Origin of the sequence: Pseudoalteromonas sp. APM04, from assembly GCF_022809815.1 — a bacterium.
GTDB classification, from domain to species: domain Bacteria; phylum Pseudomonadota; class Gammaproteobacteria; order Enterobacterales; family Alteromonadaceae; genus Pseudoalteromonas; species Pseudoalteromonas marina.
Window position 1 is genome coordinate 1,891,401 of the sequence record NZ_CP094441.1, and the last position, 26,850, is coordinate 1,918,250.

Genomic DNA, 26,850 nt, shown 5'->3' on the forward strand with positions numbered 1-26,850 from the left:
TTAAAGTTTACTCTGCCTAGAGGGATTACTTAGTGACGTGGGGTGTGTAATTGCTCCAGCCTATTCTTCTGACTTGCATCCATGTAAGGATAAGTAAAAATAGAGCAAAACTTTCACGCCATCGCTACCCCCTCACCTAAACCTTTGTAATAAAAATTTAATCTAACTTTCAGAGTGTAATGCAATACAGTTTCGGCCTTGGTCTTTTGCATAATACAGTGCGTTGTCGGCTCCTTTAACAAAGCTTACCTTATCGTCTTGGGAACTAGCCGTTGAGTTAACGCCCATGCTCACTGACAAAAAGCCACTGTAGGTATCTTCATGCACAATTGCTAAAGCTTCAACGGCCTTTTGTATTTGCTCAGCAATAAATAATGCACCTTCCTTATCAGTATCAGGGAGCAATACAACAAACTCTTCACCACCATATCTGGCAACAAAGTCTTCAGGACGATTTACTGTCGATGCAATAGTTTGAGCCACTTCATATAAGCAAGAATCCCCAGCCAAATGTCCGTAACGGTCGTTAAACTGTTTAAAAAAATCAACATCAATAATTATTAACGATATTGCCCCTTCACACTCCTTCGCTTTATCAAATTCATGAGCAAGTTTTTCATCAAATCGACGCCTGTTGGCAATTTTGGTTAATGAGTCCAAAAACGCCATATCCCTTAAAATATCCTCAGCCTCTATTCGCTCGGTAGCATCTTTAAATACGGCTAAAAATTCTTCGCCTATCTTTATGCCCGATACCTCCATAACCACTTGAGTGCCATCACTACGTGCAACTGTGTAGTTATTGGCAGGTATATCGTCATTACTACTTTTCGCTTTTTTCAAAGCTTCAGACCATAAATTTTGAGCTTGCACTCTGTAGTGCGGATCTGGGTAGGCCTTTTTCCACCATGCATGTAGGTTAGGCACATCCTCAACAGTATAACCAAACACATCTACAAACCGTTGGTTTACCCTAATAATATCACCGGTTTTGCTACACACATTACACACTGGCATAGGGAGCACTGAAAATAATTTAGCATAGTGACTTATCTCATGTTTTCGCATTGGGTTTAAGGTACTGCGTGATAAAAAGCTCATCGGCATTTCTTTGCTTTCAGCGCTCAATTGTTCATGCATTTGTAAAGCAAAATACCATTCTAGCCACCAGTGTTCTAATTTATCTAAAAGCTTCATTTCGAGGCTAAGCACTTCTGTAGTGTTTTTAATTAAATTAAACAAATCACTGATTTGGTGATGGGATTGCGCTTGCTGAGCATGCTTGAGTTTTATTAGTTCATAAAAAAGATGGTAGGCTGACTTTTTTAATTCTTGCAGGTTTATGATTAAAAGCTTATTTGAGATGAGATTTACTTGGTGTTTGTTTTGTTCTACAAACGATCTAATTTTATTAATTTTGTATGCGTGATTCATATATTCATTCCATTGATTATATTTTACAGCTTATTGAATAGGCTAACCCATCAAACTTTATTACTAATGAGTGTATATATACTCTAATCACTTTTAAAGAACTTATTATTAATTTTTAACATATGGCTCGTATTTTGTTCTGTATGTTAAGCGTAGAATTAGAATCAACTTTTATCAAAAAAATATTATGTAAGCGCCTTAGGTATCTTAGCTATTTATTATATTAATAAATTACTCACTAATTGTAAGGTTTGCCTTGTTAGTCTCTTTAAGCGCAAACAAAATACATGCTATAATCGCGGCCTTTCCAAGTTAACAGTAATCTGTATAAGCGAAATTATTCATGAGCGAAAATAGTCACATTAAAGTCATCGTTGGTATGTCCGGCGGTGTTGATTCTTCAGTATCTGCATATTTGTTACAACAACAAGGCTACCAAGTAGAAGGCCTGTTTATGAAGAACTGGGAAGAAGACGACAATGACGAATATTGTGCCGCTGCAGAAGACCTAAAAGATGCGCAAGCCGTGTGTGACAAGTTAGGTATCGAACTTCATACTGTTAACTTTGCAGCTGAATATTGGGATAACGTATTTGAATACTTTTTAGAAGAGTACAAAGCAGGCCGCACGCCTAACCCCGATATTATGTGTAATAAGGAAATCAAATTTAAAGCCTTCCTAGAATTTGCTGCACAAGCACTCGGAGCTGACTTTATTGCGACAGGCCATTATGTGCGTCGTGAGCTTCGGGACGACAAATATGTAATGTGCCGTGGTTTAGATAACAACAAAGACCAGAGTTACTTTTTATACACGTTAAGTCATGAACACATTGCTCAAACGCTATTCCCTGTAGGTGATATCGCCAAGCCAGAAGTGCGCCGTATTGCTGAAGAGCAAGATTTAATCACACATGATAAAAAAGACAGCACTGGTATTTGTTTTATTGGTGAACGTAAGTTTAAAGACTTTTTACAAAAATTTTTACCTGCCCAACCAGGTGTTATTGAAGACACTGAAGGTAATAACGTTGGCGAGCACGAAGGCTTGATGTACCACACACTTGGCCAACGAAAAGGCTTATTAATTGGCGGTATGAAAGAAGGCTCAGGCGAACCTTGGTACGTTGTAGACAAAGATGTCGAGCGTAACGTACTTATTGTTGGCCAGGGTAAAGACCACCCTCGCCTATATAGTAATGGTTTAAATGCTAACCAACTTCACTGGGTAGACCGTGTAGGTCCAAAAGGAACAACGCGTTGCACAGTTAAAACACGTTACCGTCAAGAAGATATAAACTGTACTTTGCTTGTTGGTGATGACGGTATGGCCCGTGTGTTATTTGATGAACCTCAAAAAGCGGTTACACCAGGTCAGTCTGCAGTATTTTATGCGCAAGAAGTTTGCTTAGGTGGCGGTATTATTGACTCGGTGATCAAGTAATGAATGAACACCAAGTTATGGCGCTTGCCGCTATGTGCCAAGCCGCTAAACAAGTACAAAAAATAGCGCAATACGGCAGTAATAATGAACACGATTTAGACATATTACTTTCTAGTATTGTACAAACATCGCCAGCATCACCAGAAGATGTATATCAAGGCACTCACAATTTACGAGATGGCTACAAAACGTTGATGGAACAGCTATCAGCGGGCGCTCAGAAAGACGTTGAGATTGTAAAATACGTGGGTGGCTTAATGCAGCTTGAGCGAGCACTTAGCGCAAACGACAAAAGCTTAAACGAATTAGGTAAACGTATTGATGATATTCATCGTCGTTTAGACCATTTTGCTATAACCGATGACACCGTTGTTGCCGGTTTGGCAGATATATACTCGTCGGTGCTAAGCCCCCTTGGGCACCGAATACAGGTTTATGGTAAACCCGAGTTATTAAAACAGCAACTCACTCAAAATAAAATCCGCGCATTACTACTTGCCGGCATCAGAAGTGCAGTATTGTGGCGACAAATGGGCGGTAAACGCCGTCATTTTTTCTTTGCAAAAAGAAAAATAATCGCCATTGCTAAAGCAAAAATTTAATTATCGTTCAAACAAAAATTTAGGAGTTATTATGGAGCTTTCAGCGTTAACGGCTATCTCGCCAGTTGATGGTCGCTACGGCAGCAAAACCACTGAACTACGCAGTATTTTCAGCGAATTTGGATTAATTAAATACCGTGTAATTGTTGAAGTGCGTTGGTTGCAAGCGTTAGCTGCAGCAAGCGACATTAAAGAAGTGCCCGCATTTAGCGACCAAGCAAATGCACTTTTAAACGCTATTGTTGATAACTTCAGTGAAGCCGACGCGCAGCGCGTTAAGGATATTGAACGAACAACTAACCACGACGTTAAAGCCGTTGAATACCTTTTAAAAGAAAAAGTAGCTGATAACGCAGAGCTACATGCTATTAACGAATTTATTCACTTTGCATGTACCTCAGAAGACATTAACAATCTATCACATGGTTTAATGTTAACTGAAGCACGTGACAGCGTATTATTGCCATACTGTGACCAATTACTTAACGCCATCAAAGAAAAAGCCATTGAGTATAAAGCAGTGCCAATGATGACTCGTACGCACGGACAACCTGCTACACCATCAACTATGGGTAAAGAGTTTGCAAACGTATACATGCGTTTAAAGCGTCAACGCGATCAAATTGCGCAAGTAGATATGCTTGGTAAAGTAAATGGCGCTGTTGGTAACTATAATGCTCACCTTAGCGCTTATCCAGATTACGACTGGCATACTCATGCAGATAAGTTTGTATCGAGCCTAGGTTTAACATTGAACCCGTTTACCACACAAATTGAACCACATGATTACATTGCAGAATTATTTGATGCAATTGCACGTTTTAATACTATTTTGCTTGATTTTGACCGTGATGTTTGGGGTTACATTGCCCTTAACCACTTTAAGCAAAAAACCATTGCTGGCGAAATTGGCTCATCAACTATGCCACACAAAGTTAACCCTATTGATTTTGAAAACTCAGAAGGTAACTTAGGTTTAGCAAATGCAATTTTTGCACACCTTGCACAAAAACTGCCTGTATCTCGCTGGCAGCGTGATCTTACCGATTCGACAGTGCTACGTAACCTTGGTGTGGGTATGGGTTATGCGCTTATTGCATATCAATCAACGCTTAAAGGTGTTAGCAAGCTTGAAGTTAACGAACCACGTTTACTTGAAGAGCTAGACCAAAACTGGGAGTTACTCGCTGAGCCTATTCAAACAGTTATGCGTAAATACGGCATTGAAAAGCCATACGAAAAACTTAAAGATTTAACCCGTGGAAAGCGCGTAAATCAAGAAATAATGGCTGACTTCATCGATGGTTTAGATCTTCCTGAAGTTGCTAAAGTAGAAATGAAAAAACTAACGCCGGCTAATTACATTGGCCGTGCGGTTGAATTTATTGATGATTTAGTTTAATTATTAATCACCACTATCAAAAAGCGAAAGGGTTATCCTTTCGCTTTTTTTGTATAAAAAGCAAAGCAAATACCGGCAGGCAAACGTATGTATCAATTAAAAATAAACGATTTATCTGAACAAGAATTTTTAACCCACTTTTGGCAAAAAAAACCTCTTTTGATCAAACAAGGGTTTAGTCACTTTGAAGATCCACTTGATGCAAACGAACTTGCTGGCTTAGCAATGGAAGATTCTATTGAATCGCGTATTGTTACAAATGACAATAACGACTGGCAAACCCATCAAGGGCCATTCGAGGACTTTGATTTACTCAAAGAGGAAAATTCAACGTTATTAGTGCAAGCAGTCGACCACTGGCATCCAGAGGCAGCCCAGCTGCTAGAACCGTTCAGATTTATCCCTAACTGGCGCATTGATGATTTAATGATCAGCTTTTCCACCCCTAATGGGGGTGTTGGCCCACATTTAGATCAATACGATGTTTTCATTATTCAAGGTGAAGGAAAGCGTCATTGGCGAGTTGGCCTACCCGACCCAACCCTTAAGCAATTTGCTCAAAATAAAAAATTATTGCAAGTTGAAGCCTTTGAAGCAGTCATAGACTGCATTTTAGAGCCCGGTGATATTTTATATATTCCACCAGGCTGCCCTCATGAAGGCTACGCGGTTGAAAATGCACTTAATTACTCTGTTGGATTTAGAGCACCAAATCAGCAAGATTTACTATCAAGCTTTGCCGATCATGTTATTGATACTGAAAGCGGTCAAAAACGCTACACAGACCACAACTTAGTTACAAGAGCCTCAAAAGGTGAGCTTACAAATAATGAAGCTGGAAAGGTTAAGCATCTTATCGCCTCAATGCTAGAAGATGATGGTCTATTCAAGCAATGGCTTGGCAAAACCTTAAGCCAACCCAAACATGAAATGGACTTGGCACCAGTAGAACCTGCTTTTACCCAAGATCAAATAGCAAACGAATTGGCAGAGCCAGATACTATTTTTGAACGTGTAGGTGGAACACGAGCAATTTATCAGCAGTGTGAAAATGAGCTTTTAGTAAGTATTAATGGTGATAATTTCACTCTTCCTATCGGGGACATAGCAGCAGTAAAATTACTAACGGACGAAACCGAGTTTAATACTAATGAATTAGCTAACGCTCAAAATAGTCTAGTTTTTGTTCAAATGTTTACTATACTTGTTAATGAAGGCATTTGGTTTAACGCAAACCAAGGGTAACAAGTAGGAGGCAATTGTGGGTTATCGTATAAACAAAGTTGAATGGGATCGACAAAAAAATGAGTTACAACAAATAAGGGAGCGTGTATTTGTTTACGAATTACATATCCCTAAACGCGTTGAATTCGATAACCTCGATAAATTAGCTTTGCATGTGCTTGTTACAGACGACAGCTTTTGTCCCGTCGCAACAGCCCGCCTGTGTAATGACGGCTTAATTGGACGCTTAGCTGTATTGCCTGATCACAGAAACCGAGATGTTTACTGCTCGTTGCTTAATTATATTTTTGACATAGCAGTAGAACAAGGTATTGAATCAATTAGCGTTAATTGTGTTCTACACGAAGTTGAACGATTTAAACGTAACGGCTTTATAAAACAGGGTAATGTGTTTATGGAGGCAGGTATACCTAGGCAAAGAATGAAATGCCCGGTTAGGTGTGCTGATACAACACCTTTCACACTAGTTCATTAATTAAGTTGTAAGGGTAATCAAAGTTTGATTACCCTTTTTTAATTATTTTGGTTCGTGAGCCCACAGTTTATCGTTATCGTATAACTCGTAAAGGCCATGAGCTCTTTTCACTAATAGGTTAGCAAAGTCTGCCTGTGTTTTATCTCGTGCGCCCGCACTCATTATCTGGTCTGCTTTTAACTGCCATTGCAATGAAAAATAACGCATAGCATCACGCGCATCTGACGCTGCACCCACTTCAGCATGGTCTGTTGGTAATTGCCCTGTAACAACCCAATACGTTTTTCCGTTTTGCGCTTTAAATTTCCACATGGCGCAAATAGGGGCTAAAAATCTGCTGTCTTGCTCAACTACTGATTTAGGCATAATGCCTTTTTCTGCTAAATACTTTTGTGCTGTTTGAAAACATCCACGCTGCCATGCAACACGTTGTTGCTCGGCTAATGCTTGCTCTTCAGGTGTTAATTGTTTTTGTTGTTGTTCCATTGTAATGACCTTATTACTTCTTTTTAAACACTGTAAGGTCTTAGTAAATAAGGTGCAAGCATAAAACAGGCTGCTTGCACTTTAAAAACTCTGACTGCTTTGTTTTTATACAAATTGCTATTTTATATTATGGTCAAACGAACCAACATCCCCAGGGAACACAACGGGCGACTCAAAACCATCATGACTAACGGATGAAATACCAAAGAAATAATTGTCTATTACTACATTCTCAAGTGTGAAATCAGAAACATTACCAACGTATTTACTAAACTGCCATTGCGGCTCGCTTGTGTAACGCCAATATATTTTATAACCGGCAATTGTGTCATCATTACTTTTTTGCCACGAAAACGAAGTACTAGCCTTTACTGCGCCAGTAATTTTAACGTCTTTAGGTGGGGCTGGAGCCCAAGCCATAGATGCCATAGTTACCGCATTGAGTGACGTTAGTTTAGCTACATAATCAAAATCAACCCCGTCAATCGTATCGCCATATGTAATGCCATTTTCTGTTCGTAGGTCTTGGTGTTGACGATCATAATGCTCGTTTGTTTCCATTATGCGCACTGCTGCAAACCCAGCATCGTTAAATGGACGATGGTGCCCGCCTCGTGCAAACCTATCTAGCCTGTAAACAAGCATTGTATCAAGGTTGGGGATGTACCTATCTGCAACAGTGTCAATATAACGGGCTAAATTTCTACTTGCAGAATCAACCTCACCACCCGTAAATCGACGAGTACGAGCCTGTGCTTTTGTTTCAACAACACGTGTACCTTCTGAAAAAATACGTGCGGTTGTATTGTCAGTCACTCCATTTATACCGGTAATATTGCCAATCATGTCATTATTTAAAACACCATGTACTTGCCAGTTATTCTTTTGAGCGTGCGCGGTTAAAATTTTACCACCAAATAACCCCTGCTCTTCCCCTGATAACGCAGCGTAAACGACAGAGCCATTAAATTTATATTTACTCAGTACGCGTGCCGCTTCAATAACACCAGCAACACCCGATGCATTATCATTAGCGCCAGGAGAGTCACTAGTAAAATCCATTACATCGCTTACACGTGAGTCTATATCACCCGACATCATCACCATTCTATTTGGTTCAGTACTGCCGCGCTGAATAGCAACAATATTTACCACCTCAACAGGATCAGGTATGCGTTTTTCGCCTGAAATAGTGTCTGATACCTCAATAACCTCTAAGCAACCACCACATTGTGCGGATATTTTTTCAAACTCAGCTTTAATCCAACGTCGAGCAGCACCAATACCTCGAGTGTCAGATTTAGTCTCTGAAAGTGTATGACGTGTACCAAAGTCCACCAGCGTTTGAATATCGCTGCCAATTCGCTCTGCTGACACACTTCCCGCAATATCATGCAGATTTTGTTGATCTTTATATTGCATATCAGCCGCAATAACGCCACTTGATGCTGAGCAAGCAAACGCAAGCATGCTTAGCTTTAATAATTTAATTGATGGTTTAAGCATTTATGTAGCTCCTTATTTTTATTGGTTTACAATTACCTATGTATTTGAATATCGCAATTAATTTGAGGTAGATACGAAAATAAGCACGCTAAAGCGCAGAAAAGAATAGTACTAATTCGAGTTCAATATAAAAATAGTTACCAAAGCTATAAAGTAAGGTAGCAGACCAAATATCCAAAGTTTTAACCCAAGCGTGTAATGCCTAAGCACTGTTGTATTCAACCTTGCACGAACTCTACTTTTATAATCCACAGCGTTACCCAACGCTAAATGCATACCCCCTAAAATTAACGCTAAATAAAGTGTACTGAACACGATTAAATTATTTCTAACGGAATCAGTAAGTAATTTTACATAATCAAAACAAAAGAAAAGAGCTAATAAACCAATATAAATAGATAGCACCATACCGATTAGGACACTCGCCTTGTGCCCCGTGCACGTATTATTTGGGTCAACTTTTTTCAACCATTGAGCACACACAAAATGTAAAGCGCAAATAAACGATCTCATCTTCTACCCTAGAATTAATGAGTAAGTTGGATATTGTTATAACCTATAAAATGGTCATGTAACCCCACACTTAGTAACACCCCAGCAGAAAACATAAATATAAGTATAAACACCACACAATTAACGGCTGTGCTTGTTTGCATACTAGTAGAAAAAAAATGTAAACATAAAGCCAAAACAACAGTGAATATTGCAAACTTGTTGAATACAAAATAGCTGGGTATTTCAAATGCCCACAATGACGTTTCATTTATAAATTGCCTGTAACCATAAAATACAAAGGCAATAGCACCAACTAAAGCAACGGTGAAAGTAATTAGCGTGATGTCTAAAGCCATATTTTTATAAATAAGCAAATAACCGAGTCGAATTGAGTAAATAAAAATAGCGAGCCAAATTAACAGCACAGGGCCTAAAATTAATCCCATTTTTCTCTCCTTGAGTGTTTTAAATGATTTAATTTAAACCAAAATACTACACGGTAAAGCAAATCAATAAACTTATAACCAAATAACTTAAGTAAACTTTTTATTTTCGTGCCAAACTAAGAAACTTAGATTCTGGATAATAGAGCGATCCCAAGCACCTATTGCCGGTAAATTCGCCTTGTTTTTATTAAAAATCCCAGACTAGTAAAATTTAATTATCATCATGACTTAACACGTTAGTAAATCACTTAATCAGAGTTCCGATTAAGTAGTCAATTTAAAAAGTAAGAGTATGCGCCAGTTAAAAAATGAAACGTTAAAATGTAACCTTGTACAATTTAAGCAAACCACGCTTGGTCCTATCTATGTTTATGAAAACGCGCAATACCGTTGGTTAACACTAGACGAAAAACGTGAACAAGATGCTGTTATTCAGGGCGTAATGAGTAAAAGCAAATCAGAGCAAGTTTTGGTACCTGTAAATCAGAGCATGCTCCTGTTTTTATTAAAACCAGTAACCAACCTTAAAATGTTAAATTTAGGGTTGGGAACCGCGGGCGTTGAGCGAGTTATCTATTATCTATTCAATAAAACAAAATTTTTAAATACTCTACACACCTTTAACACCGTTGAAATTAACCCAGATGTGGTTGAAATTGCACAAACACATTTTTATTTGCCAAAACCACACTCTGTATTTTTAGAGTCAGCAGAGCAATTTATCCAGCAATGTAAAATTAAATACGATGTGATCACCATCGACATATTCAGTGGAGAGTACCACCAACCATTTTTAAACAGCGCTCTTTTTTGGCAAAATATGACGCGCTGTTGCAATTCAAGCAGTCAAATAACACTCAACTTAAACCCTAAAACAGGTCAAGAGTTACAGCTGTTGTTGGCCTTGTTAAGAAAGTATTTTAAAGCAATCGCACTTGTTGAATTTAATGAGTACAAAAACATTGTTATTGTTTTAAGCCCTAGCTCACTAAAACACATTACCGTCGACAATATTCAAGATTCTGACGCTTTTAAACATCTTGCTCCCAATTTATATCAAGATATTAATCATATTTACCACATTGAATCTTTTTAATTAGCGACCGGGTTCATGCTTCTCATGGCAAGGCAAACTGGTTTCTAACTGTTCCCAATTCGCTTTTGATGTAACAAAATTATGAGATATAGGTTTTTCTGCAATATCTGAATCCAGTAAACCTAATCGAATACGAAAACGGCTTTTATCACTGGTATTTTCGCTATAAATAGGCGAACCACAGCAGGCACAAAAATACCGTGTTCTACCGGGTTTAAACGCGTATCCACTTAATGAGTCTTGCCCTTGAGTGATTAAAAACTCATCAGCGTTTACAAAACCATTTGTAGCAAACGCTGTTCCGCTATTTTTTCTACACAAAGAACAGTGACAGTGAATAATACTGGTAATATTGCCTGTAATTTTCACATTTACTTTTCCACACAAACAAGAGCCTAAATACATAACACTTCCTTATTAATTTCAAAAATAAGCACAGGCGTATGTTAACTATAAAGTTATTTGATATGAATAAGTTTTAGTTATTTACTGAGCGCGACTACAAAATTTATATAGCTTTTGCTTAAACTTAAGCGCGTTAAATTTTTTTGGTTTACAATAAATCAGTTATTGGTTATAAATAAACCGTAATTTGGTAATGTAAAACTTAAGTCATTCAACAAAAAATTATTACCAATAACCATTTTTTCCTGTTTATGCTATCAATAACAATTAAATAAAGAGCAAACAATGCGCCATAAAAACGTTCTTCTGCCAATGTGGTTAATCACATTAGTAGCATGCAGCCAAAATCACCAACACCCTTCCACAAATCAATGGCTGTTAATCGATAATTTTGAAACGCAAACGCTAACATGGCAAAAAGCTGATACTGACAATCAAACCAATCCATACATAGCCAACCCACAAGTGACAAAAATTTCACGAGAGGCTGAATCCTCAAATCATTACTTATTAAAAAAACCAGCCGCCGAAGGCATTATTGGTAATCGAAAAGCACTCAGTTTTACTAAGCTACCAAAAGTAGTTGAAGTGGGAGAAACTTATACATTTTTTACGCGCATAAATGTAGAAGCGTTTCCTAACAATCACGCTTTTGGCTTAAGTAACTTACAACCTAATGAAATTAAAAAGCATGGTTACAATGCGTTTGAACCTACCTTACGTGTAACAGACAAAGCCGAGTCGAATGGATTTAAAAATGATGGCGCTTTAATGGTCAAAACAGATAAAGGTTACAGCAACATTCAAAACTACAATGCCGCCCAATCAGCAAAGCCCCTTAACACTAATCAATGGTACAGCATCTGGTATGTAGTGAATAACGCGCCTACAAAAATGCAAGGCCAACAATACAATGTGTATGTTCTAGGCGGTGAGTTTACAACGCAAACACTCGTGTATAAAAATGCAAAATTTAGAATGAAGCGTGAACAACCACTTATTTACTTTTTGGCAAACGCAAATACTGGTCCGGCTAAAAAGCCCTATGGTAACGGCGGTTTAAAATACGACGACTTATATATGAGCCGAGGCATCAATCTTTCAAACCCTGTTAGATAAAAAGCCTGTATAAGTAATAACTAACCTGAATTTTAGATATAGAATCTCTCAACTAAAGCTCATGTTAGTTAATACAAAACTGCATTTAAAAATACTTAAATGGTATGATACTTCACATTATTTGCTATTTAAGTTTTTAAAATGTATCGACTCTTTGAAAGAATGACCAACGCATTTCCTGAGGAAAAACCCACTCAGCCGCCTTCTACTTTATTTGCGTTTTGCCGACATTACACCAAGGGCATGGAACTCTCGTTAGTGCTTATGTCGATAAGTGCTGCGCTGTTAGCTATTTTAGAAGTATCGTTATTTAGTTATATGGGCCAATTGGTTGATTGGCTAAGTACCCATACTCCACAAACCCTATTTGTAGAGCAAAAAACTGAGCTGATCAAAATGGCTGTTATGCTGTTAGTCGTTTTGCCTATTGTGGTGTTTTTTCACGCCGCTATTTTGCATCAAGCCTTATTGGGTAATTACCCTATGTCGATTCGCTGGTCAGCGCATCGGTATTTACTACGCCAAAGTGTAAGTTTTTACCAAAATGAATTTGCAGGACGTATTGCTACCAAAGTAATGCAAACGTCTTTAGCTGTTCGCGAGGCGGTAATGAAACTGCTTGATGTACTTATGTACATAGTGGTTTATTTTGGCGCTATGGTGTTTTTAGTGGCTGAAGCTGACTGGCGCTTGATGATCCCTTTGCTTGTATGGCTTGCCTTGTATGCTTCAATACAGGTTTACTTTGTGCCTAAACTTAAAAAAATCGCCAGCTCACAAGCCGATGCGCGATCAGAAATGACGGGCCGAATTGTTGATAGCTACACTAACATTTCAACTATTAAACTTTTTTCGTACACACAACGCGAAGAGCAGTACGCCAAGCAAAGCATGGATGTATTTTTACAACCCGTATATAAACAAATGCGCTTAGTGACCAGCCTTAACTTTGCTATTAATACGCTTAACTATTTGTTGGTATTTAGTGTTGCCGCATTATCGCTTTATTTATGGTCTATGAGTGCAATTAGTGCTGGCGCTATAGCCGTTGCAGTTAGTTTATCGCTTAGGTTAAACGGTATGGCGCAGTGGATCATGTGGGAAATAAGCAGCCTGTTTGAAAATATTGGCACCGCCACCGATGGTATGAAAACATTATCAAACCCAATAAAAGTAGACGATAAACCAAACGCAAACACCCTTGAAGTAACCCAAGGCAGTATTGAGTTTAAAGATATACATTTTAATTATGGCAAAGCCGCCAACGAAACTAACCGTGGCCCGGTAATGAATGGGTTAAATCTTAATATTAAACCCGGTGAAAAAATAGGTTTAGTTGGCCGCTCTGGCGCGGGTAAATCAACGCTTGTTAACCTACTGCTGCGCTTTTACGATACCGACTCTGGCGCAATTAAGATTGACGGGCAAAATATTACTGACGTAAGCCAAGAAAGTCTTCGCCGCTATATTGCTATGGTAACGCAAGACACTTCCCTGCTTCACCGCTCTGTTAAAGATAATATTTTATACGGTCGCCCCGACGCGACCGAAGCTGAAATGTTAAACGCCGCAAAACAAGCTAAAGCGCTCGATTTTATTAGCGATTTAGAAGACTCAAAAGGCAACAAAGGGTTTGATGCACAAGTTGGCGAACGTGGTGTAACTTTATCGGGCGGTCAACGCCAACGTATTGCCATTGCACGAGTGTTACTTAAAAATGCCCCTATTCTTATTTTAGACGAAGCGACCAGCGCACTTGATTCAGAAGTTGAAGCGGCTATTCAAGCAAGCCTTGATGATTTAATGACAGGAAAAACGGTTATCGCTATAGCGCATAGGCTGTCTACCATTGCACAAATGGATAGACTCATCGTGTTAGATAATGGTGGCGTCGTTGAGCAAGGCTCACACGATGAACTCATTTCACAAGGGGGCATATATGCAGGCCTTTGGGCTCATCAAACAGGTGGATTTATTGGGGTAGAATAACACTTAATACAAAAAACCGACGTAGTAGTACTAACACTAAAACGTCGGTTTTTTATTTATTAAGCTACTAAACGAAAACCTATTAGTACCAACATCACAATGTTGGCAATAAAGCTAATTAAAAAGAAATACGTACGCGGGCTTGGGTTTTTCTCTGTTGCAATCACATAGTATAAAATCATGTGAATTAAACGGGCAACTACATACACCCACACACACATTGCAAAAATTGCGCTTTGGTAATTAATTACAAATGCAAATAACACCGTGCCTATAAATAATGCGCTATTTTCTAATGTATTTTGAAACGTACGGTGCGCTCTAAATATAAAGCTATCGTGCGATAAATCGTCGCTAATTTTACCCGGCACTGCACCGGGCTCCTTGGCCTTGCTAAAGGTCGCAACACCCCACTGCACCACCAGCATAATTAAGTAAAAATAAAATCCCAAATAAGCAGATAAAGACACGTCATTCATTGTTAAATCCTTTATTTTAAAACTAAGTAATTAAAGCTGCATTACTTGTGCAAATTAAATACCAAATAAAAACTCTATCTATTCAGTAGCTTGCAATATGTTGGAAATTACTTTTGTAATAACTACATATTACCAAGTGCCATTTTACAACGGGCTTTTTAAGTTCTGAGGTTTAGAGTAATACACACAACGCCATGGTCAGTGGTTAAGTCGTCTCGCTCATATTCGGGGTTAATTAAATGCCTGTCGTACGTATTATGGTTACTTACTTCAAAAAAACTATCATCGTAGCTTGGGTCAAACTCGCACGACAGTAAAATATAATCAAGCACTGAGCTGCTTGTACCAAAGTAGTGAGTTGCTTTACGCGTTAGTGGTGCTGTTTGAGCAGTGTTTTCACCATCACTGTTACTTGCTTGCTGAGCATCATCAGCGGTAATTACTAGTTTTTCAAATAATGCCCACGAGTCATACAAACAGTACTTAGCTAGGTAGGCTTTGGCATCCATTGCGGGCGCAAACCTTAATGTATTGGTTAGCAGGTGGTTAAGTACACCATCAGCAAGGTCGTTGTTAAAATCGCCCATTAATACCATGGGGTTTTGAGTCGCCTCTCGTCGGGTGATCATTTGTATCATGAGTAAAGTCGCTTCGCTGCCACGTTGAATTGTTGAGCCCCAACTCCCTGCTACATTTGCTTTTAAAATATCAACAATGTTTTGCTCGGCTGTTACCGCTTTATTGTGTTCGTCTACCTCAAGCATGCCCCGCTTAGATTTAAAGTGTACTACATAGCAATCTGTATCTCCTAAGTGAGGTAACGTAACTGTGGCCCTGAGTACTTTACGACTAAATGAAAACGCCTGTGTTAAACCAAGTGAGCATGCTAGTTCCTTATCATGCTCTACCGCTATTACATCAGCAATCGGGTATTTAGAGGCAATACCAACAACAGGGTGCTTAAAAATAAAATCATCTATAACATGGGGTTTATCAACTACAGCAAAATGGTTATAACCTTGATTTAGCATTAATTCTTTAAGTGACTCAATACTAAATATTTCCTGAAAACCAATTACATCGGGCTGCTGCTCGTTTATGTATTCGGTGATCCAGCGCTGTTTTCTTGCCCATTGCTCAGCGGTGTATATACGTTCAAATTCGTAATAGGCGTTAGGTGGTTCAAGGTAGTTAAACAAATTAAAGGTGGCTATTTTAAGCTCGGTATTATTAATTACAGGCTCGATGGGCAAGTTGACTGGGTCGTCGTTTATTTTATTTGGGTTATTGATAACTAAACACCTACATTTAATACTGAAATAATTATAACGCAGGAAGGCCGTATGTATAAGTCGTGAATTATTCTCATCTATAAATTTACTCCGTTTTTTTACGTTATACTCTTTGCCTAATTTATTAAATGTATTAGGTTTTATGAACTATTCACACTTTGGCAGCAAATTTACTCAACCCAATGGCATTACACAGCTAATGGAAGATCTTGGTAATGCTAAAAACAGTAATAACCCTAATTTAGTGATGCTTGGCGGAGGCAACCCCGCCTCTGTGCCACAAGTAAACACAGCGTTCATTAACGAGCTAAATCATTTAGTAAAAAATAATAAAATAGCGCAAATAATGGGCCTTTACGATGGCCCAACGGGTAACGATGAGTTTAGAGCAGCCCTTGCCAATCAGTTAACACAAGAATATGCGTGGAATTTAACAGCGAGCAATATTGCATTAGGAAATGGTAGCCAAGCTAACTTTTTTATTTTATTTAACCTATTTGCAGGCAAAATGGCTGATGGCAGCCATAAAAAAGTACTTTTTCCACTTGCGCCAGAATACGTAGGCTATGCCGACCAAGGTTTAACTGACGATATGTTTGTGGCCATTAAACCTGAAATAGAAATACTAAATACACCAAACGGCTCTAAACAGTTTAAATATGTAATTAATTTTGATGCGGTTAAGGCTGTACTTGCCAACGACAACAGCATAAGCGCATTATGTGTGTCGCGCCCTACCAACCCAACGGGTAACGTAATCACCGACGATGAAGTTCATCAACTAGACTTACTCGCAAAGCAATACAATATCCCCCTTATTATTGATAACGCCTATGGCGACCCATTCCCTGGCTGTATTTATACCGATGCAAACCTAACCTGGAACTCAAACATTATATTGTGTATGTCGCTTTCAAAACTGGGCTTGCCAGGCCTGCGTACCGGTATAGTGGTTGCCAATAACGAGATTATTAAAGCAATTAGCCGCGTTAATGGCGCTATGGTGTTATCACCTAATAGTTTTGGGCCAAGCTTAGTCACCCGCTTAATCAAAGACAATAAACTACTGCCTCTGTGTAAAAATACCATTTTGCCTTTTTATAAAAATAAAGCACAGGTCGCTGTTAGCCTATTTGATGAAATTTTTGATGACTTACCGGTTTATTTACATAAGGTAGAAGGCGCATTTTTTATGTGGCTTTGGTTTAAAGATTCAAAAATAACCAGCGAACAGCTTTACCAAAAACTTAAAAAACAAGATGTGTATATAATTCCTGGCCACAACTTTTTTATAGGTATTGAAGATAGCTGGGAGCACAAACATCAATGCGTGCGTATTAATTACGCCACCGATGAAGCAACGCTCAAAAAAGGCCTAGAAGCAATTAAAACACTCATAATGTAAATACACATACAGTGTCATTATAAGTTTAATTGATGGCCTCATACTCGTTTAAAGTTTATCCAAACGCGTTCTATCCCCTTTAAATTTATATATAAATTGGTATCCTACCCGCCCTTTTTTAGCATATGCTTACATAAAAGCACTCGCAAATAAGCAGCTATAGCTGCACCGTACTTATTTTAAGTGGCGGCAATACACAACAGGCATCGCGTATAATTATTGGTTTTAAACGTTAGGTGTAACTTTAAATAGCAACATGCAATAACACTATTAAGGTAAATTATGCGATTAGGTCCAGGATTACTCGTCACTGCTGCCTTCATTGGGCCAGGTACAATCACCACAGCCAGTGTGGCAGGCGCAAACTTTGGTTTTGCACTTATTTGGACATTACTATTTTCAGTTATTGCCACTATATTACTGCAATCAATGGCGGCACGCCTTGGCGTTGCAACAGGCCAAGACTTAGCGCAAGCACTTAGGGCAAATATTCAAACCCCGCTATTTAAATCGTTAGCCATATTTTTAGTGATCAGCGCCATAGGTGTTGGTAGTGCAGCATACGAAGCGGGTAATTTAAGTGGTGCGAGTATGGGATTAATTGGCATATTTCCAAACGTTAATCCACAGATATGGACCCCTCTAATTGCTTTTTTAAGTGCTGGTTTACTTTATAGCGGCAAACATAAAGTGGTAGAAAACTCACTTATAGTATTAGTGATTTTAATGAGCTTGGTGTTTATATCTACATTGATCATGGCTTCACCATCACTGGGTGATATATTGTCAGGCTTTACGCCAAGCTTGCCTGAAGGCTCAATAACAACTGTTTTAGCGTTGGTTGGTACAACCATAGTGCCATACAACCTATTTTTGCACTCTGGTGTTTTAGCAGCTAAGCACGACAGCAAAAGTGACTTACAAAAAGTAATTAAGCAAACCAATGTTGATACTGGCCTTTCAATTACTTTGGGCGGTGTAATCACATTAGCTATTTTATCTACCGCGTCGGTCGCTTTCTATGGCACAAATGCAGGGCAAATTAGCGCAGCAAACATGGCAGTACAACTAGAGCCCTTGCTCGGTGATGCAGCCCATTACTTTTTTGCTATAGGGTTGTTTGCCGCAGGGCTAACTAGCGCAATAACCGCGCCGCTTGCTGGGGCCTATGCCGTATGTGGTATGTTAGGTTGGTCAAATGATATGGCAAGCACTCGCTTTAAAAGCGTTGCTATTATCATCTTATTATTTGGTGCTGCGGTAGCGTCTCTTGGGTTAGACCCTGTCGCGGTTATAATATTTGCCCAAGCGGCTAATGGTTTATTACTTCCTGTTATCACTATTTACTTAGTGTGGTTAGTAAATCAAAAATCGGTCATGGGGAAATTTACCAACTCGTTTATTTTAAACCTAGTTACTCTACCTGTGTTAATGCTTATTTTTGGCTTAAGTAGTTACAAACTCATTGGTTTAATTTTTTAATAAAGTATAAAAAGGGTTTTAAAAAGCCGTGGTTTTCATTAAACAGCGGCTTTAGCTAAGGAACTAGCCTTAAAAAACACTTAGTTTAACTTTGTGTTTTCAACTACTTTAATTAGTTTTGCAAACGCGTAACCGCCAATAGCGCCTGCAACCAACTGTAAATAAAAACCCCACCCTCTTGCGCCAGCAATAATGGTTATATTCATAATAGACTCAATCGCAATGAGCGCCGTCGCAAAAGCGGCTATACCCGCTATAACAAACAGCCCAGTACTATGTGCTTTTAATTTTTTATTAATAAACCAAGTCACTAAAAAAGCAATAGTGAGTGCAAGGGCAATAATAGCGCCATACGTAGGAAGTAAACCTAACCAATCGTCGAGTGTTAAATTAACACGGTCAGCAAACTCTACCACTACACCTACATTAACTAATTGATTGACAACGTATTGGCTATGAAACAAGCTAGCAAGCGTAAACGTTAGTAACCAAGCAACTAAAAATGAAGGGAGTATGCGTGTTAAAAACAACATGGTTATCTCAATTTAAACTAAATAATTTTTTATACAGTAGCAAAGGCTTGCGCGGTAAACAATGCATCTCGCTTTTTATACTATTCGCACTCTTCTCATTTAACGTCAATGCAAACAATGCATTACCTAAAAAACAATATACAATCCAAACACTCGCTACACAGCTAAACTCGCCTTGGAGTATGGTGCAACTGCCCGATGGTACATGGTTAATAACCGAACGCGACGGCCACGTAGTGGTTATTAAAAATAACGAGCAAAGTAGAATAAAATTACCACTTGAAGGTTTATACGTTGCAGGTCAAGGTGGTTTACTTGATATAGTACTCACGCCTAATTTTGCTAAGTCCAAAGAAGTTTTTTTTACCTACGCCCAAGGCGATCTTGATGCAAACAGGCTCGTAATAGCTAAAGCTACCTTCAACGGTACACGTTTTACAACGCCAACAATCATTTACAACGTAGCCACAGATAAAGACACACCACAACATTACTCTGGTCGCGCCCTTATTCTCCCTGATAACACTTTACTGTTTTCAAGTGGCGATGGTTTTGACTACCGAGAGCAAGCACAAGTAGTAACCAGCCAGCTTGGCAAAACACTGCGCATTACAGCAAATGGCAAAACACCCAAAAATAACCCTTTTATTGACCACAAAAACTCAACAGCTCATGCGGTGTATTCATATGGGCACCGTAACCTTCAAGGTTTAGTGTACGACTATGACACGCAACAAATTGTAAGCCACGAACATGGCCCCGCAGGTGGCGACGAGTTAAACTATTTAACGGCTGGAAATAATTACGGTTGGCCAGTCATTACAAACGGTGACGATTACTCGCAAGCGCGCATATCTCCATTTAGAGACTACCCGGGCATGCAAAAACCAAGCGTAGATTGGACGCCATCAATCGCCCCATCGGGTATGGCGTATTATGGCTCTAAACACGCCGCATTCCCTTCGCTTCAAAAACATGTGCTCATTACCACGCTTGTAGATAAAAAACTCTACAGCGTTAATTTAGCGAATGGTAAATTCACCCAGTCGCATGTATTTCCAGAAGCAACAGGACGATTAAGAGATGTATTTGTAACTTCGCAAGGTAATGTAGCCATATTAACCGATGGGAAAAATGCTGAGCTGATGTTGTTTAAAGCCAATTAATTTATAGAGAAATGTTAGAGGCGCTTCGCTTTAGAATTAAGGAGTGCCTTTAAGTAAGCCGCTGTTATCAATCAAAATCAGACAATGGCTCTCTAATTGTCAGTGTATTAGTACCAAAATCTAATATGGCTTGGTATTTTCTAAAAAATGGCGAGCCTAATAATCCATGTATTGAATTGCCACCACCAGCGGCCTGAACATGGTCTAGGTCTAGTGATACAAACTGTGTACTTTCATACAACTGCCCTGCCAATTCAAATTTTACAACGTCTATTAATCCCATTTCGTGTTCGGCTGTACCTAAACCTGCGGCATTTTCTTCGCTTAGTGCCTCTTGTATTCCAAGCTTTTTAATACATGCTCTATCTAAAACAGATGCACCCGCCGCTGTATCTAAAATTAAATTTACTTTATGCCCGTTTATTTCAGCTTGTATAATTTGATGCCCTGTTTCTGTTACTTCAAATTTTATGCTTGTGGTTTTAGCTAGTCCCATGAATGTTCCTTATTTAGGTTAATTTACAAACACTCTACTACAGTTGCCTTCTAAAACAACCTTAAAAATATGCAAGCAAGTGACTTTTCACTTACATCCCTTTTGTATTTCAAATATGGCAGTAATTTCTCAAACTAAAGATACAAAAACTAATTATATTAAAGAAAATTAATGCACAAAGAGAGTCAGAGGCGCTTCGCTTTTAGCGGGATAACAGCCAGATAATTTCCGCTTCTAATGTTTATAAGCAAGAATTACCTATTTATATTTTCGGAATCAGATCACTGTTATAAATGAGAATTTAACCACTGTTTCGCCAAATTTAAATGACAGAGATGGTGCATAGTGACAAAAGTAGCCAATACGGTAAAACAGGGTAATACCCCATTTCTAATGGAGGCGAACTGTAGAATTTCCGTTATTTGACTTTTCAAGCATTTGTTGTACTCAGAACCCTTTGCCACTTTTATGTCACTGCCTCTTGAAAAGCCTCAAAATTTAGACGCTCGTTAATATATATTTTCTTTCAACGACGATTTTCAACTTCAAGCTCTTTTATGCGTGTCATTAAAGGCGCATTCATACCGCCGTATTTAGCGCGCCATTTATTAAATTTTGCTCTTCACTAAAAAGTACTTAACTAAAGCCAATTTTATAAAAAATTTTACAACTTGAAAACATGGAGTTAACGTATGATTATTGTTTGACCTGATAATCTCGTAAAAACGTTGTATTGTGAGTTACAAAATGTGTTGTGCGAGCTAGAAGTCGTATCAGTACGTCAACTTAGGGTTTACACCTACTTGATATTCACCTTAATTGTCAATAACAACACCGCCATTTGGCGAAGGCTTCAGTTCTTTTTTTTGCATAGCGGGAATTAAAATCCCGCCTGCCGCCGACGCTTCTACTGTCGATTTCGGTTCTAAATTCCCCGGGTTGTTTAAATACTCAACGAGTGAAGGTCTGACTATAGCGCCTTGTCGCATTGTTTCAAGATTACCTTCGATAACCGTTGCATACGATACTTTACTTGTAACTTTGTCAATTAGCACTTTGCCAGCATAAATTTCTTCTCGCCCTAGTGACTCTTTTGTATAAGGATCAATAAGCTTTTTCCCTAAGTCAAAAACATCATAAAGCTCTCCAACCTTCACGCTTGTTCCTCCTTGGTTAAGCGTGATGGAGCCGTTTTGATTAGAGACTATCCTCATCGGATAGATAGCACTGGCAATCCCTCTAGATATCATTTGCGCGGTAATTGGGTCTAATATATTTTCGTTGATTGCCACAGAATCTTGCCATTTTATTTGTCTTGTAGCGAGGTTTATGACTTTATAGTCTATTTTAGACACTACGTTTTCGACATATGACGTTTCGCCGGTGAAAGCGTTTTCTGACTGATGAGAATTGTCTTGAAACGATGCAGTCCCAACAACAAGATAATCTAAGCCTAACACTTGTCCAAGTCGCATTTTTTCTTTCAGTGGCGAATCGCTGCTAAGTAGAAGGCGCTTTTCTGCTTCGTAATCGCTATTGTGTTGACGGTCTAAAATTGCGAATCGGCGTGTCTGTACTAACGCACTTTGCAGGTTGTTTGAAAACGCATAGCCATCACTGCCAGCGAATGGTGCAACCACAAGCTTGCGCCGTTTGTTTACATTCAGACCGGGGCTCTTGTAAACAGGCACAACGACATTTAGCAAGACTTCACATTCTTCATCGCACAACGAATCTATAACTTCATAGCTAGTGATCTGACCCTTTGTCTTCATGGCGGTAATATTCGACATCGCAACACTAGAGTTGGACTTTCCATTTGTCCTAATTTGATTTGCTATTCGTATGGTTTCACTATTGATACTAGTGCCATTCACTTGCGCAACGGCTTGAATCAAGCCAGCCTCAATAGCCAAGTCCTTCGTAGCGCCAACGGCAGAAACTTCAACTATTCGCTCGTCTGCCAATGCTGTTGTTGATACCCCAAGCAGTAAGAAAATTAATGGTTTAAAAATCTTCATCATCAACCTCTATACTTTCGCCAGATTTTGCTTTGAAATTGACTTTGCCCGCGGCGGATTTCTTTTTTAAACCCTTGTTCGCTTTAAATGCTCTTGTCGCTTGTTCAGCAAGTGGGTGCCATATAAGTACAACACCATTCACTTCACGGTTCGTCACAGGGTGTTTTGCGCTCCATCTTGTTGCTTCTTGAACGCCGGTCAATCCTTTCACACTCGACGCCATTCTGGAGCTTTGTGACGTTTCCTTGATAATTTTGGCTACGGTTTCCTCTTGCGTTTCAGTAGTGTTGCCGTCAGTTAATGAGGCTGTCGCGGTTCTGGATTTATCACTTGTTGTTGAACTTGAAGCGTTAACTTCACCAACTAAATTATACGCTTCTGCTATGTGTGCCCATGCATTAAGCTCTGCGTCTAGGTAGCTAAACTCTCGATTATCTGCACATTCTTCATAATCAGAAACATTACAATCGTTTCCTGACATTCCATAAGAAAGAATAACGGGATAACCATTTTCATCCCAATGAAGTTTCGTTCCGATTTGATACATAAAATTAGAGCGATATTTTTCTAAATAGTCCTGAACAGACATACTGGCTTTTTCTGGACTAGGTTCGATATTGCCTTTACTCTTGCGAAGAGAGGCCAAGAAATTTTTCTTTTTGTTTGAAGTCGCAACGATCACCGACACAGCAGTATTTCCATTTTCGTCAGTTTTCTCGAAGGACTTCATTATTTGAGACCCCGTAATATCACCTCTTGATGAGCTTGAAACGGACTGGGTTATCGCCTTCTGCATCATGACTTTTCTTTTATTAGGAGGAGCTGCGTTATATTCGCTAGGGTTAACACCAAGCTCTTCTAACTGTGAGTCGACTGTGGCATCGGCTAAAGCGACTACTTTATTTAAAAGCGCTTCAAACCGACTTTGACTTTGAATTTCCTCTTGAGTGAACTCTGGAAGTTTGTTCGTCTTAAATGACTTTCTTACCGTTTCTGAAGCAACACTCGTATATAGCTGTTTAAGTAATTTTTCTCTCGCTTTTTGTTGAGCTTCTGTATACGCCAATACACGGGCATCTGCCCAACCAGCTTCCGTAGGTTTGAGCCTAATGAGTGCAGTACCAGAGTGAATAAAAACTTGTTTCCCTTGTGAAGTAAATTTGCGCCTCTTCTCAGTTATATATTCTCGCGCTTTTTCTTCAACGTATGCATAGGCATCTTCTGGTTGCTCATTATGCGCTTCGACTGTCGCCTCAGCGCTTGAAGCTGGTTGCTGTGCTTGTTTATCTTCTATAATTAGGTCGACCTCTTCTGATACCTGTTCCTGTGCAACAGCACTAATTGAGGAAAGGAGAAAAAATAGGCTTGTTAGTCGTATTAATGAACTTTTCATATATTTTCCTTGTTCTTTTGCACTATCATAAAATGGAATAAGTTAGGTGTGCACATCTCGCAAAAGAAGAATTGAATAAAATAACTGTTTAGATTGATATAGCTGAATTTGCGTTAACACATAAAAGCATAATAAAGGCTGCAAGCTTAATTATTAAAGGCTTTCTGACTTCTGATTAATTGATAAAAAAGTCTTCCTCAATTATTAAACTTGCAGATTTTTTACCACGTCACTGAATCATTACTCCCGGTTTTTGCAATTGGGTATTCACCTTCCCAATACGCAAGTCCAGTCTCCAGTTGTGTAAGAGTGAGTTGAAAATAATATTCGACGAGTTGCTCTGAGCGATTAACCCTATTTGTTCGTTGTATTATTTTACCGCTCAAACTAAAATCGGGCGAAATTACTGTACCATTTTTCTTTACTGTGTTTTTATTAATTAATGCGGAATCGTTCAGCTCTCGTACCTTCGTGCTACTAGTATCTTCAGGGCCTGAGCCAGTAAAATTAACGGCTGTTGTCGTAAGGAACTTACCACTTTGCAATAAACCTACACGAATCTTCTTAACTAATTGATCAGTATCGATGCGCTGGGAGGTGTCGTTGATAATGTTATATATAGATAAAATATATCGGCCTCCTTTATCAGCCTCAGGATGCACAAGCAAAGGGCTTGCGATGATATCGTTTAATGCTTGATTAGCGGCTTGGTCAAAATCTCTTTGAGAAAGCCCAAGCACTGCGATACTTTCATTTCCACTGTCAACATATTTAGTGGTAGATTGACAGCCACTAACCAAAATAACGGCTGGCAGAACGGTTGCTAATATTATCTTCTTCACTGTGATACTTCCTTACAAGTGTTAAATAGAGATTACTTCTACAGAGGGTGCCAGAGTCGAGTTTATGGCTTTTACATAAATGATATTTTTCTTTGCCGGGTCAACGCTTACTGATAATGCTTGGCTAAATCCAGGTGAGTTAATGGTTACTTGACCCGAACCATCATTCTCTAACATAAGTGCTTGGAAGTTCTTTGGAAGGACGCTCCAAGTTCTTGTGTCAGCTTGCGTTGTAACGGCTTGAAGAACGCCTGTTGCCATACCAAGCCAAATATTTTTGTCATTTACTTGCTTTTGAACAACGGTTTTTACGACAGAGCGCGTGATTTCACGGGCCAATATAAGCGGCCACTCTTCCTTGAATTCAGCTTTAATGATTCTATCCATATCAGCTATAACTTCACTCATTTGACCGTTAACCGATACATAACTAAATTGATCCATTTGCTCTTGAATCTTTGGAAGCGCAACACCTGCGTAATTCACATTCTCAGATACTATAAAAACGGGAAGGTCTATTCTGAATTCCTCTTTTTTCGCCATTTCACCATTTTCGAATATCACCCAAATGTTAGTTACAGAATCAAGAGAAGTATTACCACTGCTAATGTTTTGGGCAAGGGCAAGCGTGTCAGTAGCGACATTCGTGTCTATCATATTCGACACACGTTTAAAGCTGTCTACGGCTTTATTTACATCTGAAGAGTCTTGTGCATTTAACATGAAAAATAAACCGTGCATGAACGTAGAAAATGGATTTACGTAACCGTCATATGCTGTCCACTGTGACATATCAATGTTTTGTTCTGCTAACAACTCATCGGCTTTTGACAAGCTTTCATTAACCTCAGCATCGCTAGCAACTTCTTTTTCCTCTAATTCTTTTTTTGCTTCTTCTTCTTGCTTTTCGCGTTTCTCGTTAATGCGTCCAGCAAAGTAATCTGCAGCTCTGCGCTGCCTATCATCTGAACGGTTCCATTCTACACGCGCATTTTGAAGGTCCCCCATTGCAGTGAAGTTAAGCGCTTTATAGGTGTTCACCATAATTGAATCGTAAACGCTTTGCTCGTAGTCTAGGAACGTGTCATTCGTCAATGAGCTTGTCAGCGTTTCAGAAACATTAGTCACCATGCCCTCGGTATCTTCGAGATACATAACATCTTCGATTAGGTCAAAGTACTTATTGCTTGCTTCATAATTTTTTTCAAACCGATATATACTTGCAGTCTGCATGCCCCAAAACTGATCATCCAAAGCATTATCTTCTTCGTCATAATCAGCTTGATCAAGCGCTATTTCCTTCGCTTCAACTAAGTTTCCGCTAGCCAGAACGACGTCAAATTTACTAATTTTAGAGTCTGGTGTGAGGGAGTTGGTTAAGCTTGACAGCGGGCTCTGTCCGTCAGTTGTAGCACAACCTGAGAGTAAAAGTGTGGTGAGTGATGCAATTGCAATTTTTTTCATTAACATTCCATATATAGTATATCTGTAGGCTGCTAAGAATATGGAACGTATTAGAACGATACCAGTCCTTGGTAAAAGCCTTTATTTTTGATTTTTTTAATTTACATTTTACATCATAAGCCACAAACCGTCA

Annotated in this window: 24 protein-coding genes; 11 read left to right on the forward strand and 13 right to left on the reverse strand. The window is 39.0% G+C overall.

Annotation, left to right across the window (positions count from 1 at the left end; all coding sequences use genetic code 11):
* Positions 1-162 precede the first annotated feature (162 nt).
* Positions 163-1,434: a sensor domain-containing diguanylate cyclase gene (locus MTP24_RS08860; RefSeq protein WP_243530662.1), complete on the reverse strand. Its 1,272-nt coding sequence runs from the start codon at positions 1,432-1,434 to the stop codon at positions 163-165.
* Positions 1,435-1,777: 343 nt separating this feature from the next.
* On the opposite strand from MTP24_RS08860, the gene mnmA reads away from it, so the two are divergent.
* The 5 genes from mnmA to MTP24_RS08885 all read left to right on the forward strand — a co-directional run bounded on the left by mnmA (position 1,778) and on the right by MTP24_RS08885 (position 6,602).
* A complete protein-coding gene (gene mnmA / locus MTP24_RS08865) occupies positions 1,778-2,878 on the forward strand; it encodes a tRNA 2-thiouridine(34) synthase MnmA (RefSeq protein ID WP_006792837.1) in 1,101 nt (366 codons plus the stop codon).
* Complete coding sequence (gene hflD / locus MTP24_RS08870) at positions 2,878-3,480, forward strand: high frequency lysogenization protein HflD (RefSeq protein WP_006792838.1); 603 nt, start codon at positions 2,878-2,880, stop codon at positions 3,478-3,480. Before mnmA ends, hflD begins: the two co-directional genes overlap by 1 nt.
* A gap of 31 nt (positions 3,481-3,511) precedes the next feature.
* Complete coding sequence (gene purB / locus MTP24_RS08875; RefSeq protein ID WP_243530664.1) at positions 3,512-4,882, forward strand: adenylosuccinate lyase; 1,371 nt, start codon at positions 3,512-3,514, stop codon at positions 4,880-4,882.
* 87 nt (positions 4,883-4,969) lie between these two features.
* The gene (locus tag MTP24_RS08880; RefSeq protein ID WP_243530667.1) at positions 4,970-6,127 is read left to right on the forward strand and encodes a cupin domain-containing protein; all 1,158 of its coding nucleotides are present in this window, start codon (positions 4,970-4,972) and stop codon (positions 6,125-6,127) included.
* A 16-nt stretch (positions 6,128-6,143) separates the two neighbouring features.
* Positions 6,144-6,602, forward strand: coding sequence for a GNAT family N-acetyltransferase (locus tag MTP24_RS08885; RefSeq protein WP_243530670.1), 459 nt, complete (start codon positions 6,144-6,146; stop codon positions 6,600-6,602).
* Between the two features lie 42 nt (positions 6,603-6,644).
* Here MTP24_RS08885 and MTP24_RS08890 read toward each other — a convergent pair whose 3' ends face one another.
* From MTP24_RS08890 to MTP24_RS08900, 3 genes are all read right to left on the reverse strand, one after another.
* Positions 6,645-7,088, reverse strand: coding sequence for a DUF4826 family protein (locus MTP24_RS08890; protein ID WP_006792842.1), 444 nt, complete (start codon positions 7,086-7,088; stop codon positions 6,645-6,647).
* A 117-nt stretch (positions 7,089-7,205) separates the two neighbouring features.
* Positions 7,206-8,594, reverse strand: a complete 1,389-nt coding sequence (locus tag MTP24_RS08895) for a M28 family metallopeptidase (RefSeq protein WP_243530673.1) — start codon at positions 8,592-8,594, stop codon at positions 7,206-7,208.
* 527 nt (positions 8,595-9,121) lie between these two features.
* Positions 9,122-9,535 carry a hypothetical protein gene (locus MTP24_RS08900; RefSeq protein ID WP_138741000.1) on the reverse strand — a complete coding sequence of 138 codons (414 nt, stop codon included), beginning with the start codon at positions 9,533-9,535 and terminating at the stop codon, positions 9,122-9,124.
* A gap of 292 nt (positions 9,536-9,827) precedes the next feature.
* On the opposite strand from MTP24_RS08900, the gene MTP24_RS08905 reads away from it, so the two are divergent.
* The gene (locus MTP24_RS08905) at positions 9,828-10,631 is read left to right on the forward strand and encodes a hypothetical protein (protein WP_243530675.1); all 804 of its coding nucleotides are present in this window, start codon (positions 9,828-9,830) and stop codon (positions 10,629-10,631) included.
* Here the strand turns inward: MTP24_RS08905 and MTP24_RS08910 are convergent, their stop codons facing one another.
* Positions 10,632-11,036, reverse strand: coding sequence for a GFA family protein (locus MTP24_RS08910; protein WP_010556403.1), 405 nt, complete (start codon positions 11,034-11,036; stop codon positions 10,632-10,634).
* A 285-nt stretch (positions 11,037-11,321) separates the two neighbouring features.
* On the opposite strand from MTP24_RS08910, the gene MTP24_RS08915 reads away from it, so the two are divergent.
* Together MTP24_RS08915 and MTP24_RS08920 are read left to right on the forward strand one after the other, a co-directional pair.
* A complete protein-coding gene (locus tag MTP24_RS08915) occupies positions 11,322-12,155 on the forward strand; it encodes a hypothetical protein (protein ID WP_243530678.1) in 834 nt (277 codons plus the stop codon).
* Between the two features lie 141 nt (positions 12,156-12,296).
* Positions 12,297-14,144, forward strand: a complete 1,848-nt coding sequence (locus MTP24_RS08920) for an ABC transporter ATP-binding protein (protein WP_243530682.1) — start codon at positions 12,297-12,299, stop codon at positions 14,142-14,144.
* Positions 14,145-14,203: 59 nt separating this feature from the next.
* On the opposite strand, the gene MTP24_RS08925 is transcribed toward MTP24_RS08920, so the two are convergent.
* Together MTP24_RS08925 and MTP24_RS08930 are read right to left on the reverse strand one after the other, a co-directional pair.
* A complete protein-coding gene (locus tag MTP24_RS08925; protein WP_243530687.1) occupies positions 14,204-14,623 on the reverse strand; it encodes an MAPEG family protein in 420 nt (139 codons plus the stop codon).
* Between the two features lie 158 nt (positions 14,624-14,781).
* Complete coding sequence (locus MTP24_RS08930) at positions 14,782-15,822, reverse strand: endonuclease/exonuclease/phosphatase family protein (protein ID WP_243533696.1); 1,041 nt, start codon at positions 15,820-15,822, stop codon at positions 14,782-14,784.
* 235 nt (positions 15,823-16,057) lie between these two features.
* Between MTP24_RS08930 and MTP24_RS08935 the strand changes: the two genes are divergently transcribed.
* Entirely contained in the window at positions 16,058-17,320 is a 1,263-nt protein-coding gene (locus tag MTP24_RS08935) for a valine--pyruvate transaminase (protein ID WP_243530690.1), read from the forward strand.
* 282 nt (positions 17,321-17,602) lie between these two features.
* A complete protein-coding gene (locus MTP24_RS08940) occupies positions 17,603-18,802 on the forward strand; it encodes an Nramp family divalent metal transporter (RefSeq protein ID WP_243530693.1) in 1,200 nt (399 codons plus the stop codon).
* 80 nt (positions 18,803-18,882) lie between these two features.
* Here MTP24_RS08940 and MTP24_RS08945 read toward each other — a convergent pair whose 3' ends face one another.
* The gene (locus tag MTP24_RS08945; protein ID WP_243530695.1) at positions 18,883-19,335 is read right to left on the reverse strand and encodes a hypothetical protein; all 453 of its coding nucleotides are present in this window, start codon (positions 19,333-19,335) and stop codon (positions 18,883-18,885) included.
* Between MTP24_RS08945 and MTP24_RS08950 the strand changes: the two genes are divergently transcribed.
* Positions 19,320-20,501, forward strand: coding sequence for a PQQ-dependent sugar dehydrogenase (locus MTP24_RS08950; protein WP_243530698.1), 1,182 nt, complete (start codon positions 19,320-19,322; stop codon positions 20,499-20,501). The two genes, MTP24_RS08945 and MTP24_RS08950, sit on opposite strands and share 16 nt — an antisense overlap.
* A gap of 67 nt (positions 20,502-20,568) precedes the next feature.
* Here MTP24_RS08950 and MTP24_RS08955 read toward each other — a convergent pair whose 3' ends face one another.
* The 5 genes from MTP24_RS08955 to MTP24_RS08975 all read right to left on the reverse strand — a co-directional run bounded on the left by MTP24_RS08955 (position 20,569) and on the right by MTP24_RS08975 (position 26,717).
* Positions 20,569-20,997 (reverse strand): retropepsin-like aspartic protease, encoded by a 429-nt coding sequence (locus MTP24_RS08955; RefSeq protein ID WP_243530701.1) that lies wholly within the window; start codon positions 20,995-20,997, stop codon positions 20,569-20,571.
* 815 nt (positions 20,998-21,812) lie between these two features.
* The gene (locus tag MTP24_RS08960; RefSeq protein ID WP_243530704.1) at positions 21,813-23,021 is read right to left on the reverse strand and encodes a hypothetical protein; all 1,209 of its coding nucleotides are present in this window, start codon (positions 23,019-23,021) and stop codon (positions 21,813-21,815) included.
* Positions 23,005-24,411, reverse strand: a complete 1,407-nt coding sequence (locus tag MTP24_RS08965) for a DUF6844 domain-containing protein (protein ID WP_243530706.1) — start codon at positions 24,409-24,411, stop codon at positions 23,005-23,007. Before MTP24_RS08965 ends, MTP24_RS08960 begins: the two co-directional genes overlap by 17 nt.
* A gap of 221 nt (positions 24,412-24,632) precedes the next feature.
* Positions 24,633-25,253: a penicillin-binding protein activator LpoB gene (gene lpoB, locus MTP24_RS08970; protein WP_243530709.1), complete on the reverse strand. Its 621-nt coding sequence runs from the start codon at positions 25,251-25,253 to the stop codon at positions 24,633-24,635.
* 21 nt (positions 25,254-25,274) lie between these two features.
* Positions 25,275-26,717, reverse strand: coding sequence for a hypothetical protein (locus tag MTP24_RS08975; protein ID WP_243530712.1), 1,443 nt, complete (start codon positions 26,715-26,717; stop codon positions 25,275-25,277).
* Between the last annotated feature and the right edge of the window lie 133 nt (positions 26,718-26,850).

Coding starts and splice junctions, on each gene's coding strand:
- MTP24_RS08910 (WP_010556403.1), bottom strand. CDS start 11,036: ATGTATTTAGGCTCTTGTTTGTGTGGAAAAGTAAATGTGAAAATTACA.
- MTP24_RS08890 (WP_006792842.1), bottom strand. CDS start 7,088: ATGGAACAACAACAAAAACAATTAACACCTGAAGAGCAAGCATTAGCC.
- MTP24_RS08960 (WP_243530704.1), bottom strand. CDS start 23,021: ATGATGAAGATTTTTAAACCATTAATTTTCTTACTGCTTGGGGTATCA.
- MTP24_RS08975 (WP_243530712.1), bottom strand. CDS start 26,717: ATGAAAAAAATTGCAATTGCATCACTCACCACACTTTTACTCTCAGGT.
- MTP24_RS08955 (WP_243530701.1), bottom strand. CDS start 20,997: ATGGGACTAGCTAAAACCACAAGCATAAAATTTGAAGTAACAGAAACA.
- MTP24_RS08920 (WP_243530682.1), top strand. CDS start 12,297: ATGTATCGACTCTTTGAAAGAATGACCAACGCATTTCCTGAGGAAAAA.
- MTP24_RS08895 (WP_243530673.1), bottom strand. CDS start 8,594: ATGCTTAAACCATCAATTAAATTATTAAAGCTAAGCATGCTTGCGTTT.
- hflD (WP_006792838.1), top strand. CDS start 2,878: ATGAATGAACACCAAGTTATGGCGCTTGCCGCTATGTGCCAAGCCGCT.
- mnmA (WP_006792837.1), top strand. CDS start 1,778: ATGAGCGAAAATAGTCACATTAAAGTCATCGTTGGTATGTCCGGCGGT.
- purB (WP_243530664.1), top strand. CDS start 3,512: ATGGAGCTTTCAGCGTTAACGGCTATCTCGCCAGTTGATGGTCGCTAC.
- MTP24_RS08905 (WP_243530675.1), top strand. CDS start 9,828: ATGCGCCAGTTAAAAAATGAAACGTTAAAATGTAACCTTGTACAATTT.
- MTP24_RS08915 (WP_243530678.1), top strand. CDS start 11,322: ATGCGCCATAAAAACGTTCTTCTGCCAATGTGGTTAATCACATTAGTA.
- MTP24_RS08900 (WP_138741000.1), bottom strand. CDS start 9,535: ATGGGATTAATTTTAGGCCCTGTGCTGTTAATTTGGCTCGCTATTTTT.
- MTP24_RS08925 (WP_243530687.1), bottom strand. CDS start 14,623: ATGAATGACGTGTCTTTATCTGCTTATTTGGGATTTTATTTTTACTTA.
- MTP24_RS08860 (WP_243530662.1), bottom strand. CDS start 1,434: ATGAATCACGCATACAAAATTAATAAAATTAGATCGTTTGTAGAACAA.
- MTP24_RS08940 (WP_243530693.1), top strand. CDS start 17,603: ATGCGATTAGGTCCAGGATTACTCGTCACTGCTGCCTTCATTGGGCCA.
- MTP24_RS08880 (WP_243530667.1), top strand. CDS start 4,970: ATGTATCAATTAAAAATAAACGATTTATCTGAACAAGAATTTTTAACC.
- MTP24_RS08935 (WP_243530690.1), top strand. CDS start 16,058: ATGAACTATTCACACTTTGGCAGCAAATTTACTCAACCCAATGGCATT.
- MTP24_RS08945 (WP_243530695.1), bottom strand. CDS start 19,335: ATGTTGTTTTTAACACGCATACTCCCTTCATTTTTAGTTGCTTGGTTA.
- MTP24_RS08965 (WP_243530706.1), bottom strand. CDS start 24,411: ATGAAAAGTTCATTAATACGACTAACAAGCCTATTTTTTCTCCTTTCC.